The sequence below is a fragment of the Lederbergia wuyishanensis genome (genome assembly GCF_022900255.1).
Lineage (GTDB): Bacteria > Bacillota > Bacilli > Bacillales > Bacillaceae_C > Lederbergia > Lederbergia wuyishanensis.
Genome location: NZ_JALIRM010000016.1, coordinates 33,897 through 49,072 on the forward strand (window position 1 = coordinate 33,897; position 15,176 = coordinate 49,072).

A 15,176-nucleotide genomic window follows, 5' to 3' on the forward strand; every position below is an offset into this window, starting at 1 on the left:
ACATATATTCTGCTAATAACAAATCAGATGAATATTTGTTGAGGCTGAGGGGAAAATCTACTGAAGAAATTTTTGCTGGAGTTTAGTCTGAGCTATTATTTGAATCTCCTATTATGTCATCCATAGAACTTGTAAAAACTTATTTTACTTTTTTTGTATATTTCATAATGGTTAAGTTTATAAATATGTCATTTATACTAATTAACCATCTAATCCATTTTTCCTATTGTTCCCTTGTCCAAGTAGCTTAAATTGACAAAAATGGAACATGTTTACTAAGCTTGGAAGCAAGGTAAAAAAACAGAAAAGAATAAAAGCAATACCAAAGATACTTTATTATCTTGCCGAGATATCGTTAACTTTCCTTGTCGGTGAAGAAGGATACTTTCCCTAAATCAAAAATATTAGAAGGAAAGGATGGGTCAGTATGGCTCAATCAAACTTAAAAGTCGTTGTACAGAAATTCGGCAACTTTTTAAGCTCCATGGTGATGCCTAATATATCGGCCTTCATTGCGTGGGGCTTAATTACTGCACTTTTTATACCTAAAGGGATTTTTCCGAATGAAGGCCTTGCCAAAATGGTTGACCCAATGGTTACATATTTGCTTCCACTGTTAATTGGATATACAGGGGGAAAGCTCATCTACGATCAGCGTGGCGGCGTTGTAGGGGCGATCGTGACAATGGGGGTAATTGTTGGAGCTGACATTCCAATGTTCCTCGGTGCGATGATTATGGGACCTCTCGGAGGTTACGTCATAAAAAAATTTGACAAATTGGTTGAAGGAAAAGTTAAAGCGGGATTTGAAATGCTTGTTAACAACTTTTCGGCAGGAATTCTCGGTGGATTTCTCGCAATTTTGGCATTCTGGGCGGTTGGTCCTGCTGTTACTGTCTTTACGGGCTGGCTTGTTGCAGGAGTAGATTGGTTGCTCGCAACTGGTATGCTTCCATTGACCAGTATCCTGATTGAACCAGCAAAAGTATTGTTTTTAAATAACGCCATCAATCACGGCGTCCTGTCTCCCATTGGACTTGAGCAAGCAAAAGATACAGGGAAATCCATTCTGTTTTTGCTTGAAGCGAACCCCGGACCAGGAATTGGTGTTCTGTTAGCTTATACGTTTTTCGGGAGAGGAACAGCAAGAAGGTCTGCACCTGGGGCTGCCGTCATTCAGTTTTTCGGTGGAATCCATGAAATTTATTTCCCTTATATTCTAATGCGTCCAATGTTGTTCTTTGCCGTTATTCTCGGCGGAATCAGCGGAATCTTCACTTTAACACTACTCGGTGGTGGACTTGCAGCGCCAGCATCACCGGGGAGCATCGTTGCCATTATGGCTGTAACGCCACCACAAGCCGGCAACTATTTGGCTAATATTATCGGTATTCTTGTAGCAGGCATCGTCTCCTTTACTGTTTCCACCTTAGTTTTAAAAACAGGAAAGAAGGAAACCGATGAGGATATTGAAGAGGCTGCAAGAAAAATGCAGGAAATGAAAGGGAAAAGAAGTTCAGTTGTCGATACTTTTGCTACCGAACAGCTTACAATGCCTGCTGAAGTAAACAAAATCATCTTTGCTTGCGATGCCGGGATGGGATCGAGTGCAATGGGGGCATCAATGCTTCGAAAAAAGGTGAGGGAAGCTGGACTTGATATTTCCGTCACGAATATGTCAATCAGTAACCTCCCGGCCGATGCTCAGATTGTCATTACACAGGAAGAATTAACTCCAAGGGCAAAAAAGCAAGTCCCTGGTGCCTATCATATTTCTGTTGATAACTTCCTTTCCAGCCCAGAGTATGGAAAATTGATTGATCAGCTGCAAAATGTAGAAACGGCACCAATCGAAGATATCCATATAGAGGCGGTAGACGAAAGTGATGCTCCCGCGGCAGAGGATGCCCTCTTAAGGGAAGAAAACATCTTCCTTAATAAGAAATTCACAACGAAGGAAGAAGCGATCCGCTTTGCCGGACGAGTTTTAGTCGATGCAGGATATGTAAAGGAAAGCTATATTGATGCCATGATTGAACGCGATAAAATGACTTCCACTTATATGGGAAATGATGTGGCAATCCCTCATGGCACCGAAGAAGCAAAAAAAGATGTACTTCAGTCCGGCTTTACTGTTTTACAAGTACCGAGAGGAGTAGATTTTGACGGGCAGAAAGTGCGGTTAATTTTCGGTATTGCCGGGAAAGATGGCACACATCTTGAAATCCTTTCGGGAATAGCTGTTACATGTTCAGATATGAATAATATCGAAAAGCTTGTTGCAGCGAGATCCGCTAAAGAAATTATTGATATTTTAAATGATAAAGATAACTAACTGAATGCTATGAATAGAAAAGCAGATGCTTTTCTATTCACTTTTTTCACATGCGGGACAAGTGGGAAGCTTATTTAGTGAAGTTTGATGACAGTACATGACTTCCTGAGAAAAAAGTTTCTTTGAATAGGAACATTGAAGCTACTCCGACAACCAAACGGATTCGCTTTAATAAATAAAAATTGGATAAAGGAATGAAGTCAATGAATTTAGCAGTCCACTTTGGAGCAGGAAATATTGGAAGGGGCTTTATTGGAGCACTTTTTTCACAATCCGACTATCAGGTCATTTTTGTTGATATCGCCGATGATATTATTCAACAGCTAAACTCAAAAAAGCGCTATAATGTGAAGCTAGCGACGGATGGACAGGAAAATATCACGATTGAAAATGTGTCTGGCTTAAACAACATGAAACAGGAAGAACAAGTCATCGAGGCAATCGGGAGGACAACCTATCTGACTACAGCAATTGGTCCTAATATTTTGCCCCATATTGCTCCTCTCATAGCGAAAGGGATTACTGAGAGAGTTAAAACAAATAGTGAAAGGTTATATGTCATTGCATGTGAAAACCAAATTTCGGCAACAGATTTTCTTAAAGATTATATAGTTGAAAATCTGGACGAAGAAACGAAGAAAGTAATAGATGGAAAAGTACTATTTTTGAATTCGGCGGTCGACCGAATCGTGCCGATGCAGCATAATCAAGGCTCGCTGGATGTACTTGTAGAACCTTATTATGAATGGGTTGTGGAAGCCCGTGAGGAAATTCCAAGTGTTGAGGGGATGAAAATTGTATCAGATCTTGCCCCTTATATTGAAAGAAAGCTATTCACTGTTAATACAGGTCATGCAGTAATCGCCTACCTTGGATATTTGAAAAATAAGGCCACGATTCATGAGGCCCTCAATGACAATACAATTTTAGAGCAAGTCCATGCAACTCTTGCGGAAACAGGCGCCTACTTAATTAAGAGATATAATCTTGACGCAACAGAACATCAGCAATATATTGAAAAAATTATTGAACGCTTTAAAAATGCTCATTTAAACGATGTCGTAACAAGAGTTGGACGTTCTCCAATCCGCAAGCTTGGGCCAAATGACCGACTTGTTCGCCCTGCTTTAGAAGCTGCAAAAGTAAACCTTTCTTATGTCAATCTTGCAAAAGCAATTGCATCTGCACTTCATTTCAATGATGAAAACGATCCGGAAGCTGTCAAGCTCCAGATAATGATCAAGGAAAAAGGTCTTCAGGCGGTACTTAATGAAGTATGTGGATTGGATAAAAACAGTGAAATCACTCAGAAAATCATAAGGAATTATAAGGCTATTTCAGTAAAAGAAGATTTTTGATACAAAAGCCCTTACAGACGAGTAAAGTGAACCTTTCTATCAATAATAGTTAGCACCTTACAAAAATGATTTTCTTTAAAAGCCAAGCGTAATTAAAAGAAACAGAGTTTGAATGAAAATTCTCATTCCAGCTCTGTTTCTAATTTTTTTCTTGTTAGGTTGTTTTCGTAAAGTTTGTTGTTTTTGTAAAAGCCCAAAAGCTGGCTTTTTTATTTATCCTTGTTAATTGCTACAGTCACTCTAAAAAGATGATTTAATCCTCTCTTCCCCGGGCTTTAGAGTTTACCAGGCTTACCTGGTTTTGCAGGTTTACCCGGATTTTCTGGTTTGCCCGGTTTACCTGGGTCTTCTGGATTTTCAGGTATTTGTTTTTACAAGCGTCAGAACACCCAACACAGATGTATCTTGGTATCCTTGACCAGTAGTGTAGTTCCATGTCGCCACGCTTGGCGAGCACCGTCTTTTCCACCATTGATCTAAACGTCAAAGCCTATCTTCATGTTACTTTCCGGAATAACCTTTTTGAAAGGTATTTTCACTTCAACTATAGCCGTTATCTGATACATGAGTTACAGTGCCTCCATCAAACTTTTCATTCACTAAAAGTCATATTGTGCATCTTTCGCCTCGCGAATCTTAACATATGCATCTACAAGAAGCACAGTGTCTTCTACTAAACGCTCAATACGGAATAAAATATCATCATTCACTATTTCGTTTCGATAAAAATCCTTTTCTTCTATAAATACATACGTAGGGACGATATGTGCCTTCATATAGGAAAGTATTGGCTTTAATTGTTGCTCAGCCATCAAATAATGTTTTGGTGTACCTGCTGTTATAAGAATACTTACCACTTTATCTCGAAATGCATTTACTGGTAATAAATCAAAAATATTTTTTAATGTGGCTGCAATAGATGCTTGAAACACAGGCGTTCCGATAATAATAGCGTCTGCTCCCATAATTGTTTCTGTTACATACTTTGTATCGCCATCATAATCCCAATAGTTGCGTCCATCACTAAAGACCATGTCATATTCCGCTAAATCTAGTAATGTAATCTCTGCATCTGGATATTCTTCACGAGCTTTATTAAGTGTATAGTCCATCGCTATCCTTGTTTTATTTCCTACATTTGAGCCTGAAATTCCAACAATCTTCATGTTAATTACCCCCTGTATATTTCTTAATTGCTGGCATAATTTCTGTAGCAATTAATTCTATATTTTTCGCAATCTTATCAAATGGCACGCCACCAAAATCAATCTGGGCCATAAAGCGTTGTTGACCGTATAGTTCATATTGATAAATCATCTTTTCGATGATTTGCTGTGGACTACCAATCATTAAAGCATCTCGATGATCAGTCGCTTGCGCAAATTGTTGTTTTGGATAGCCACCGCCTCGTAACGCGAGCATACCGGAATTAGCGTGTGGGTAGTATTCTCTAAGAGCATCTTGAGAAGTTTCTGCCGTATAGAATAAACTTGTCGTTGCAATTGGCAATGTTGCTGGATCAAAACCACTGCGCTCTGCTGCCTCACGATACGCATCAACCGAAACCTTAAAGTTAATGGCTGGGCCACCGAGCGTGGTCAGCATCATTGGTACACCCGCATATCCAGCTTTAATGGCACTAGCAGGAGGTCCTCCTACTGCGCGCCAGATTGGCAAATGACCATTCAAAGGCTGCGGTAGAATCATTGCATTTTTAAGCGGTGCTCGGAATTGTCCTTCCCACGTTACTTTTTCTTCATTATTCAATTTCAGAAGAAGCTCCAATTTTTCTTCAAATAATTCTTCATAATCACGGACATTATACCCGAGCAAATCATATGCTCCAACACGTGAGCCTCTTCCAGCGACAATTTCCGCTCGCCCATTTGAAATTAAATCAATTGTGGCAAAATCTTCATACACTCTGACTGGGTCAGATACACTTAACACAGTTGCAGAGCTGGCAATTTTAATATTTTTAGTTGCTTGAGCAATCGCCCCTAAAATAACCGTATGTGCCTGTGTTGTAAAATGGATTTGATGACTTTCGCCGACTGCAAAAACATCAAGTCCTGCCTCATCAGCAAGCTTACTAGCCTCAATTAATTCTCTTATTCTCTGTTCCGCGCTAATCATGTTACCTGTATGTGGATTAAATAAATGATCTCCGATTGAATATAAACCGAATTCAATCCCTTTACTCGTATCAATACGATATTGTTCCATGTCTATTCACTCCTTCTTAATCAATTGGTTCTAATTTTGCTTCAATTTCTGCACGTCTTTCTTCCAAAAACGGTGGTAAATCTAATGCTATTCCTAATTCTTCGACAGTTGAATCCACAGTAAATCCAGGACCATCCGTTGCAATCTCAAATAAAATGCCATTGGATTCAAGGAAGTATAGACTCTTAAAGTAAAAACGATTGACAATTCCTGTTGAGTGAAAACCACGTTCTTTAACGACACCTTCCCAATAACGTAATTCTTCCTCATTTTTCACACGAATTGCTAGATGATGGATGCTTCCTCTTCCAGGTTTTTCTCTTTTCCCATCTTGCTGTTTAATGACAATTTCTCCGAATGATTGGCCTTCGACTGATTGATAAATCACTTCGCTATCTGTACGACCAACTTCTACGTAACCAAACATATCGCGTAATGTTTTAGCTGTTTTTTCCAAATGGCGGACTGTTAATTCGACCGTTCCCATTCCTAAGATACGATGCTTTTCTTTAATAACAGATTCCTTCCAAGACATCCAATACTCTGGAACAGATTCACCGTTGTTATTTAATAAGACCATTCTTAAACCTTCCGAATCTTCAAAATGCAACGCATCCCGTCCAGCGTATTTTGTAATTTCACCATGCTTAACATCCATTGACTCAAAACGCTTTTTCCAATATTCGAGACTTTCAACTGTTGGAACAAGTAAGCCAATTTGCGTAATGGCATTAGTACCGCGATATGTCCTACCTACATAAGGCATTTCAAAAAACGATAACTCCGTCCCAGCACTGCCTGTTAAATCTCCGTAAAATAAGTGGTACATTGAAGGATCATCTTGATTCACGGTCTTTTTTACTCTTCGTAGTCCTAATACATTTTGATAAAAATGATTATTAATTTGAGCATCCTTTGTAATCATGGAAATATGGTGATGACCAGGTATTTTATACATGTTATTTCCTCCCTTTTAACTTGACTAGTCAAGTGATAAAGTAAAAAAAATTACTCAGATGGTAATTCTCTTTTTTGACTATATTTGTGTACTCGCGTCATGAGTGAATATAGTGTTTTCTGTTCTTCTTCATTTAATACATCATCAAAAAATGACGATTGAAACTCAAGCTGTGCTGGCATTGCCTCTTTTAATATGGATTCAGCCTTCTCTGTTAAACTAATCGTTTTCGTTTTCCAATCTTGCTTTCGATATATATATCCTTCTTTTTCAAGTCGGGCGAGCATACGGGAAATACCGCCTTGGGTTACCGTTACCTTTTCAGCTAAATCGCACTGTGTAAGCGGCTGATATGTCTTTACTTGAACAAGTACATCAAATTGAGCCGTAGTTAAACCAAAATGCTTAAGAAATTCATTAGACAATTGGTTACTTTGGTTTGTAAAACGCATTAGACGCAGCCAAATTAACGATCCAAGTGTATTATTTCGCACTTTTTCCCCCTCCCTCTTCACTAACCTTAATATCACTTTACTACTCAAGTGATAAAAAATCAATTAAAATCTCTTTACACTTTTTTCCTTTGTCGTTTTATTTTAAACCGATCACTGATGGACGGGCTTATCCTAAAGACATACCCGTATTCACCGGATAGAGATTTCCTTTAAATCCGAATGAAACCCTGCCTGTTTCTTCAGATACTACTAGGACGAGGGCATCACTCCGCTCTGATAGACCTAAGGCAGCCCGGTGTCGTGTACCTATTTTTTCGTCACCTATTAATCTGTCCGAAAGCGGAAGAACATTTGCCGCAGAAACAATCTGATTAGTATGTATCATTACAGCACCATCATGAAGTGGATTTCCGGGAAAGAAAATGGATTCTAACAAAGAATGTGTCAGTTCCGCTCTGATTGGAATTCCGGGTTTAACCAAATTATCAAGAGAATCTTCACGTTGAATGACAATTAAACCACCATGTTTACGATGGGACATATTTTGAACGCAAACTGATAATTCAGGGTATTTTTCCGTAAATGGAGCTAAATAGCAATTTAAGTAAAAATTGGCCGCTTTCATATCAATGGAAATAAAATGCTCTTTTATTTTTTCGAAACTCCCCAGAAGACAGTGGTCCTCATTATCCATCGCAACTAAGTTATTTTGGAGTGCTGATATCACTTTACGAATATCCTCCTTTATCCTCAGTTTCATCGGGGAAAAATCACAATTCATTTGGTTCACGAAGAACACCTCCTATTACCGAGTGTATTTATTATATGTGATGAAGATATGGACCATTCAGCAATCGAAAGTTGTATAAAAATAGATAAGTGTATACACCCTAAGAAAAGCCCTTATCTAGAAAACTTTTTAAAATTATGTGACAACATCACTATTAATAGAGAAGAGGTATGCAACTTGCCTAATGTATCAGTATTCGGTGGAGAAACCTTTGAAGTGGAGATGGGGAAAAGATTAGTATTAGCTCTCGAAGATAACGGTATCAATATTCTACATCGCTGTGGGGGAAATGCTAGATGTACGACTTGCAGAGTAGAAGTATTGGCGGGGAATTTTAAGGAAGTAACGAATAAAGAAAAAAATGCCTTTGCTGATAAAGGAATTGATGAGGATTCATTTGAGGATTGTTTGCGCTTATCTTGCCAAATTCGTGTGAATGGAGACATCACTGTTCGACCCATAATGACGGTTGAAAATACGGGAAAAAAGGCTGGCCCAAGACCAGCTGACTAAGAGTAACACTTTTCGATAGAGTCAAGCATTCACAAATTCATGAGAATATCGCATGAAAAGAAACTTTTTTTCTTATAAGAATTAACATTATTTTATTAATTACTTTGACACTCACTTTTAGAGTGTTTTTTTATGGACTACATTATCGAGTTATGAATAATAAAAATGAACATATATTTAATTAATAGCTTATCTTGGAACGAGGTAATAATATGTTTATTTATGTTGTGAAAACGGGCGAATCAGTATTTTCCATTGCTACAAAATATCAAGTAACAATGGACAGCATACGTATGATTAACGGATTAACAACAGATCGATTAGTCCCAGGACAAGATTTACTCATTCCTACGAATATGTATACAGTTCAACCTGGGGACTCGTTGTATACCATTTCTCAAATGAGTTTAATACCAGTTGAAACAATACGTCTTATTAATGGTTTACACTCTAATGTAATCATGGTTGGAATGCAACTATATTTACCCCCTAGACCTAAATATGAAGCGGAAGGTTTTAGTTATATAACACCTTCGACGCCTGAAACAAATAGAATGATCGTTCAGTCCTTTGCACCCATTAATACTTTTTTTGGTATTTTTGAGTACCATATTCTTGAAGATGGGAGTTTAAGCACTTTAAATGATCAGCAACTTATTCAGCTATCTAGGGAGAACCATGTTGCTCCCCTTGCCGTGATTACGAACTTGACTTCAAGTGGCTTTAGTCCTGAATTAACTAAACGCGTTTTAAGTTCCCCTGAAATACGAAATCGTCTAATTAACAATATTTATAATTTGGTTAAGAGTAAAAAATATGCTGGTGTAAATATTGATTTTGAACGAGTGCGTGAGGAACAAAGGGATTTATTTAGTGGATTTTTACGTTATTTAAGAGAGCGCCTAAAGCCAGAGGGATATTATACATCTGTTGCTGTTCCTGCAAAAACGAGCGACGAAGTTTCTTGGCTTAAAGGATATGATTACGGCGGTATTGGAGCAGCTGTTGATTTTGTTTTTCTCATGGATTATGACTGGCATGAAGCAAGCAGTCCTCCTGGTCCTGTTGCTCCTATAAGGGAAGTAAGACAATCAATTGAGTATGCTCTTAAGCATATGGGCGTAAATAAAATAATCCTTGGTGTTCCTCGTTACGGATACGATTGGACCATGTCTGATGGGAATGTAGTTAGTGCACATGCTGTTTCTGTGGCTGGAGCAATAAGTACAGCTATGAAGTTTCAAGTGCCTATTCAGTATTCTTCGGAATATCAGCAGCCTTATTTTACCTATTATGATGAAACAGGTAAGAGGCACATTGTTTGGTATGAAGACACGAGGGCTCGAGCATATAAGTTTCAACTCGTGGTTGATTATCGCCTAAGAGGCGTTGGAGCTTGGCAATTAGGATTACATTTTCCTCAATCTGCTGTCATAGTAAGGGATTTTTTTAATATAAAAAAAATCCTTTAATAAAAGTCGTTAAGCTTCTTTTCTGAAAGTAGGATTCTTCATTAAATAACTAACGGAGGAATATATGTCTTCTTTTAACCCACAAAAGTTATCCGTCAATCTCATTCCTCCAGCCTCTTCTAACCAACCACTTGATGGAAGGAAATACACTCTTACCCATTCCGACCTTACAGGTGAGCTTTTTTTAAATATAGGAAATGTCTATAATTATAATGCTATTGATCCAAAAATGCGGGATGAGGTTCTGGCCGAATGGCAAAGAGATAAGCATTCTTACTTCTTCTTAATAGGAAAAGTTCATGTTGATGAAGGGGAATTCAGTGAAGAAAAGGCTGGCTTACGTTTTAATATATTTATTAAAGAAATGCCTACTGCCTTAAAAGGAATTGTATATGGAGACAAATCCTTTTTCGCTAACTATCCCTCACTTCTGTATGCCCCCATCTATATACATTTTCATTCTGCTTATCCAAAGTATCGTCAAATTCTATACTTTGGTACCCCAATACAACTATTACACGAAATATCACCCTTTTTTACTTTATAATCATCACGAAAAAATTTCTTAATAGAAAACAAAAATTAATGGGTAGAAAGTCTCGAATTTCCCTTGATTACCACATATCATATAGAGCGAATTACAATTCACTTTTGGTAAATTAGGTATCTATAATATTAATCTAGTGTAAGTGCTCTTAATTAATAACTGTCTATGTGCCACTCGGTATAATTATTGTTTAAACAATACTTTTCCTCATCAAAACGAAGGTGTGATTATTATGGTTAGTAATGTCAAGCTTCCAAAAACTGCGAGGAGCATTCGCTTCGCTGGTATGGCGTGCATCATCGGCGGATTACTATGGTCAGTGCTTGTTGGGGTTGAACAACTAAAGGAGCCGGTACCTTCAATAGTCAGTGGTTTACTGATACCTGTCCCGATGTTGCTAGGCATGGCGTGCGGTCCCCTAGGCATGCTCATATTCAGACCTAGCGGGAGCAGGCGAATGAAGCGGGTCGGGCTCATCGGCACGATTATCACTCTGCTGGGGGTATGTTCTTATCTGGCAACTACTTTGTCAAAATACATCGTAGGGTATGAAATAGAGTTCTTTTATCCCGTAGGAGCATTACTGGTTGGAGTCGGTATGCTAACTCTTGGAATTGCGGTTTTCGTTGCTCGATGGTTGTCGGGATGGCGTCGTATCGCGCCGCTCTTGGTTGGGTTGTACTACGTAGGGATGATCCCGTTTCAAATTATCTTCTTTATTATTCCTAACGGGCAACCTTCTCCTATACTACTCGGGTTTTGGAGCGTCGCATGGATTCTATTCGGATATGCTATCTGGTCTAGCGCTTCTACCTTGGAACAGTTGCCAGGTAGAGAAGCAGAATAGTAAACGAGAAAGCCCTATAGACATCAGATAAGCGGAAAAGGACGATGAGATAGTTTTCAAAAAATAAAAACAGGCTATCTCATCATAAACGAGATGGCCTGTAAACGTTGATATATCAATATTTTTATTGAGTTTAACGTTTTGAGAACTGTGGAGCGCGACGTGCACCTTTAAGACGGTATTTTTTACAAATAACAAATCTGTTCTGCTCTGTCGCTTAGTTCATACTACTATATGATATAAGACAAATTTCATTATCTATTATCATATTAGAATGATGTCATTACTTTCTTTTTGTTCATGAATAAAGACGAAGAATAGACTATTAGGAAAGCCACCATGATAAGGGCTGAAACCAGATAGATTGAACTATAATTTAGTTTTGCAGCAACTAACCCCATAATAGCGGACCCTCCTCCAATTCCTATATCAAGTGAATTATAAAACATGGAGGTTGCCTTTAAATAACGATCTGGTGTCGTTTTATTCAATACCCAAGCCTGTAAAGCAGGGAATAAAGCTCCTTGCCCCATTCCATATAAACATGCAGCACTTAATAAGCCATACAATGTAGTGGATTGATACAATAAAATAAATCCAATTATCATCGATATGGAACTTGGAATTATTACCCAAACAGGACCTATTCGGTCAAAAGTTTTTCCTGAAATGAATCGAATCAAAAATGCACTTATTGTGTTAATAAAATAAAACCATGCTACGCCCTCAATATTTAGTTCTTTAGCATAAAGTGCCATAAAGCTCATAACTCCACCCATACATGCACCCATTAACAGAATTAGGAAAGAAGGAATAATGGCAGTTGGATCAATCATTGGCTGTAATAAGTTTTGTTCTTTTTGATTTTCTTTCTTTTTACTTTCCGGAAAAGAAATGAAACTAACACAAACTAAGAATAAAAGTACACTAGCACCTGCTGTTATAAATAATATTATAGGATGATAAGAATTAATTAACCACAAACCGACAAACGGCGATATCGCCAATGCAATGGTAGTACCATTTCCAATCATCCCTATTCCTTCTCCCCTTCTTTCATTTGGAATGATCTCTGCTGCTAATGTAGTAAGAATGGTAATAGACAAACCTAAACCAAAACCATGAAAAATACGAAGGGAAAGAGCAAGATAAAAGTTGTTCGCGATGTAATAACCAAGAGTTGAAATTAAACATATAAGAATAGAGCTCACTAATACTTTCTTTCTTCCAAATCGATTTGTAAAAATCTCAGTAAAAAAGCGAATAAATACTGCTGAAAATGTAAAACTACCGATAATCAAACCTATCTGTGAGGTATTAAACCCACTTTGGTTTGATAAAAAAAGTGGAAGTGTAGGCAATAATATATCGAATGCAAAAAAAGAAAAAGCATTCGCTAACATGAGTAAAAAAAATATTTTTGTCCAGAGTGATGTCTTTTTCGACATGGCACATAACCCTTTCTTGAAAATTGAAAAAATTCAAGGGACTAACCCATTTATGTTTGTCTACTTAGACATCACATAACTGATTTATGCTTGATCTTAATCAAAATTAGTGCTGTCTGACACTTCACGCCAAGCCTCATACTCGGAGCAGCGGTTCTGTAGATATTGACTGATAAAACCCGCTAGACCAGTACCGACTAACAAGCGTAAAGGAGGATTAGAATCATTAATTACTGTCATCAGTCCCCTGGCAAGCTTTGCTGGGTCACCAGATTGTTGTTGGTGTCCCGAAAAATAGAAATTCCGCATCATTTCACGTTGTTTTTTATAGTCGGCAATCTCGATATCAGAAAATTTAGCAGAAGTCTGTTCATTAACAAAGTCTGTACGGAAAGGACCCGGCTCAACTAGCATACAACGAATTCCGAATCCTTTCAATTCCATGTTCAGGCCCTCAATCCACCCTTCCAAAGCGAACTTAGAGGCACTATACACAGAGCCTCCCTCTAAAGATGTGATTCCCATAGCTGAACTGAACACAATAATTGTGCCTGAGCCTTGCTTGCGCATGGTCGGTAATATGGTACGCGTAAGTTTCATAGTCCCAAATACATTGGTTTCCATCTGTTGACGAACGAGCCCTTCAGATGTTTCTTCAAAATATCCCAGCTGAGCGTATCCAGCATTATTGACCAGCACATCAATAGTTCCGAACCGCTCCAAGGCAGCTTTAACAGAAGATTGTACCTTTCCCTCATTTGTTATATCCAGACTCGTGATCAACAGGTTTGGAGATTCACCTAGAGTTTTTTCCATCCCTTCTGTTTTACGCGCTGTAGCGACAACTTTGTATCCTTTATTCAAGGCTTCTTTGGCGATAGCTGCGCCTATCCCCTTGTTCGCTCCTGTAATAAACCATACTTGTTCACTGCTCTTTTTCATATGTCTTCTCTCCTTATTTAATTTTGTTGAGATTGTTCTTGTATATGGCACAAGTTTATTATCCAATAAGACAAAAAAATCCATTATCTGATTTGTCTTTAATGATTGCCTAATTCTCTACTATCACTAACAATCTAAGCTTATAAGCTCTATAATAAAGTCAAAACAACAAGGAGGAGTCTATATTCGAGGAAATACGCAAACGACAGGAGGAACTCGTTAATCTCATAGAGAGTTATTCGGGACAGGACGGATTTTACCAGACAGATATCCCTTCTTTATTTTTTGCTCGATTGTCTAATGTAACTGATCCTGCTTACAGAATTTACGCGTCATCCTTCTGCTTTATTGCCCAAGGTTTGAAAGAGATATTGCTAGTGGAAGAACAATTCAAATATGGTCCTTCCGACTACCTAATTACATCTATGAATTTACCTGTAATCGGACAGGTCACAAAAGCTTCTGCCGATGTTCCATATCTGAGTTTAAGACTTGATTTTTCTCATATGGAAATTTTAGAAGTTTTAAATAACTCAAAAATCCAAATAGCCTCTAAGGATAGTGCACAACGAGCATTATTTGTCGGAAAAATCGAGTTAAATGTACTGGATTCATTACTTCGATTAGTTCGTTTGCTATACAGCCCTGATGATATTCCATACCTTGCTCCTATTTATAAAAGAGAATTACTATATAGACTTCTGCAGGGACAATATGGAATTGCACTAGCACAAATCGCACTAGAAGGGAGCAGCACCTATCGAATTAGAGACGTTATCGAACATATCAATTAACTACGATAAGCCTTTAAGAATTGAAGGTCTGGCAGATATAGCTAGTATGAGCGTATCTGCATTTCACAAACACTTCAAAGAGGTAACCACTATGAGTCCAATTCAGTTCCAAAAACAGGTCAGATTACAGGAAGCCAAGCGACTTTTAATGTCTGAATCAACAGATGCTGCTGATGTGGCATTCAGAGTTTGTTACGAAAGTCCCTCGCAATTTAGCCGGGAGTATTCCCGCATGTTTGGGTTCCCACCAATAGAAGATATTAGGCGCCTGAGAGAGCAATACAACCAAAAGGTAGATGCATGAACCCCTTGCCTATAGGGTTCATACCTATTTTCAATAATAGTTTCCTGGTAATTTTATCCTCCCACTAAAAACAATGGCATCTATTAGTGGATTGTTTGACATCTAATTTTTATGAAATATCGATCCTTTGATTGTCAAAATAATCATTTTCAAGAGAATAATTAGATTCAAAAGTATTTTTTGGCAT

At 38.0% G+C, this 15,176-nt stretch carries 14 protein-coding genes and 1 pseudogene; 7 read left to right on the forward strand and 8 right to left on the reverse strand.

The window, feature by feature from the left end; all coding sequences use genetic code 11:
• Window positions 1-427: 427 nt before the first annotated feature.
• Both MT489_RS19695 and MT489_RS19700 read left to right on the forward strand, forming a co-directional pair.
• Window positions 428-2,335, forward strand: coding sequence for a PTS mannitol transporter subunit IICBA (locus MT489_RS19695; RefSeq protein WP_244683273.1), 1,908 nt, complete (start codon window positions 428-430; stop codon window positions 2,333-2,335).
• 203 nt (window positions 2,336-2,538) lie between these two features.
• Window positions 2,539-3,693, forward strand: coding sequence for a mannitol-1-phosphate 5-dehydrogenase (locus MT489_RS19700; protein ID WP_244683274.1), 1,155 nt, complete (start codon window positions 2,539-2,541; stop codon window positions 3,691-3,693).
• Between the two features lie 599 nt (window positions 3,694-4,292).
• Here MT489_RS19700 and MT489_RS19705 read toward each other — a convergent pair.
• The 5 genes from MT489_RS19705 to cdaS form a co-directional block, all read right to left on the reverse strand.
• Entirely contained in the window at window positions 4,293-4,859 is a 567-nt protein-coding gene (locus MT489_RS19705; RefSeq protein WP_244683275.1) for an NADPH-dependent FMN reductase, read from the reverse strand.
• Between the two features lies 1 nt (window position 4,860).
• Window positions 4,861-5,919: an LLM class flavin-dependent oxidoreductase gene (locus tag MT489_RS19710; RefSeq protein ID WP_244683276.1), complete on the reverse strand. Its 1,059-nt coding sequence runs from the start codon at window positions 5,917-5,919 to the stop codon at window positions 4,861-4,863.
• 16 nt (window positions 5,920-5,935) lie between these two features.
• Window positions 5,936-6,877, reverse strand: coding sequence for a ring-cleaving dioxygenase (locus MT489_RS19715; RefSeq protein WP_244683277.1), 942 nt, complete (start codon window positions 6,875-6,877; stop codon window positions 5,936-5,938).
• Window positions 6,878-6,927: 50 nt separating this feature from the next.
• Window positions 6,928-7,371, reverse strand: coding sequence for a MarR family winged helix-turn-helix transcriptional regulator (locus MT489_RS19720; protein ID WP_244683278.1), 444 nt, complete (start codon window positions 7,369-7,371; stop codon window positions 6,928-6,930).
• 127 nt (window positions 7,372-7,498) lie between these two features.
• Window positions 7,499-8,122: a sporulation-specific diadenylate cyclase CdaS gene (cdaS, locus tag MT489_RS19725; RefSeq protein ID WP_244683279.1), complete on the reverse strand. Its 624-nt coding sequence runs from the start codon at window positions 8,120-8,122 to the stop codon at window positions 7,499-7,501.
• A gap of 177 nt (window positions 8,123-8,299) precedes the next feature.
• Between cdaS and MT489_RS19730 the strand changes: the two genes are divergently transcribed.
• The 3 genes from MT489_RS19730 to MT489_RS19740 all read left to right on the forward strand — a co-directional run bounded on the left by MT489_RS19730 (window position 8,300) and on the right by MT489_RS19740 (window position 10,654).
• Window positions 8,300-8,635: a 2Fe-2S iron-sulfur cluster-binding protein gene (locus MT489_RS19730; protein WP_244683280.1), complete on the forward strand. Its 336-nt coding sequence runs from the start codon at window positions 8,300-8,302 to the stop codon at window positions 8,633-8,635.
• Window positions 8,636-8,847: 212 nt separating this feature from the next.
• The gene (locus MT489_RS19735) at window positions 8,848-10,107 is read left to right on the forward strand and encodes a glycosyl hydrolase family 18 protein (RefSeq protein ID WP_244683281.1); all 1,260 of its coding nucleotides are present in this window, start codon (window positions 8,848-8,850) and stop codon (window positions 10,105-10,107) included.
• A 64-nt stretch (window positions 10,108-10,171) separates the two neighbouring features.
• Window positions 10,172-10,654 (forward strand): staygreen family protein, encoded by a 483-nt coding sequence (locus MT489_RS19740; protein ID WP_244683282.1) that lies wholly within the window; start codon window positions 10,172-10,174, stop codon window positions 10,652-10,654.
• Window positions 10,655-10,864: 210 nt separating this feature from the next.
• Here MT489_RS19740 and MT489_RS19745 read toward each other — a convergent pair whose 3' ends face one another.
• Complete coding sequence (locus tag MT489_RS19745) at window positions 10,865-11,059, reverse strand: hypothetical protein (RefSeq protein ID WP_244683283.1); 195 nt, start codon at window positions 11,057-11,059, stop codon at window positions 10,865-10,867.
• A gap of 121 nt (window positions 11,060-11,180) precedes the next feature.
• Between MT489_RS19745 and MT489_RS19750 the strand changes: the two genes are divergently transcribed.
• Entirely contained in the window at window positions 11,181-11,501 is a 321-nt protein-coding gene (locus tag MT489_RS19750; RefSeq protein WP_244683284.1) for a hypothetical protein, read from the forward strand.
• A gap of 269 nt (window positions 11,502-11,770) precedes the next feature.
• On the opposite strand, the gene MT489_RS19755 is transcribed toward MT489_RS19750, so the two are convergent.
• Window positions 11,771-12,949, reverse strand: a complete 1,179-nt coding sequence (locus MT489_RS19755; RefSeq protein WP_244683285.1) for an MFS transporter — start codon at window positions 12,947-12,949, stop codon at window positions 11,771-11,773.
• Window positions 12,950-13,045: 96 nt separating this feature from the next.
• Window positions 13,046-13,891: an SDR family oxidoreductase gene (locus MT489_RS19760; RefSeq protein ID WP_244683286.1), complete on the reverse strand. Its 846-nt coding sequence runs from the start codon at window positions 13,889-13,891 to the stop codon at window positions 13,046-13,048.
• A 182-nt stretch (window positions 13,892-14,073) separates the two neighbouring features.
• On the opposite strand from MT489_RS19760, the pseudogene MT489_RS19765 reads away from it, so the two are divergent.
• A pseudogene (locus MT489_RS19765) lies at window positions 14,074-14,989 on the forward strand (AraC family transcriptional regulator).
• Window positions 14,990-15,176 lie beyond the last annotated feature (187 nt).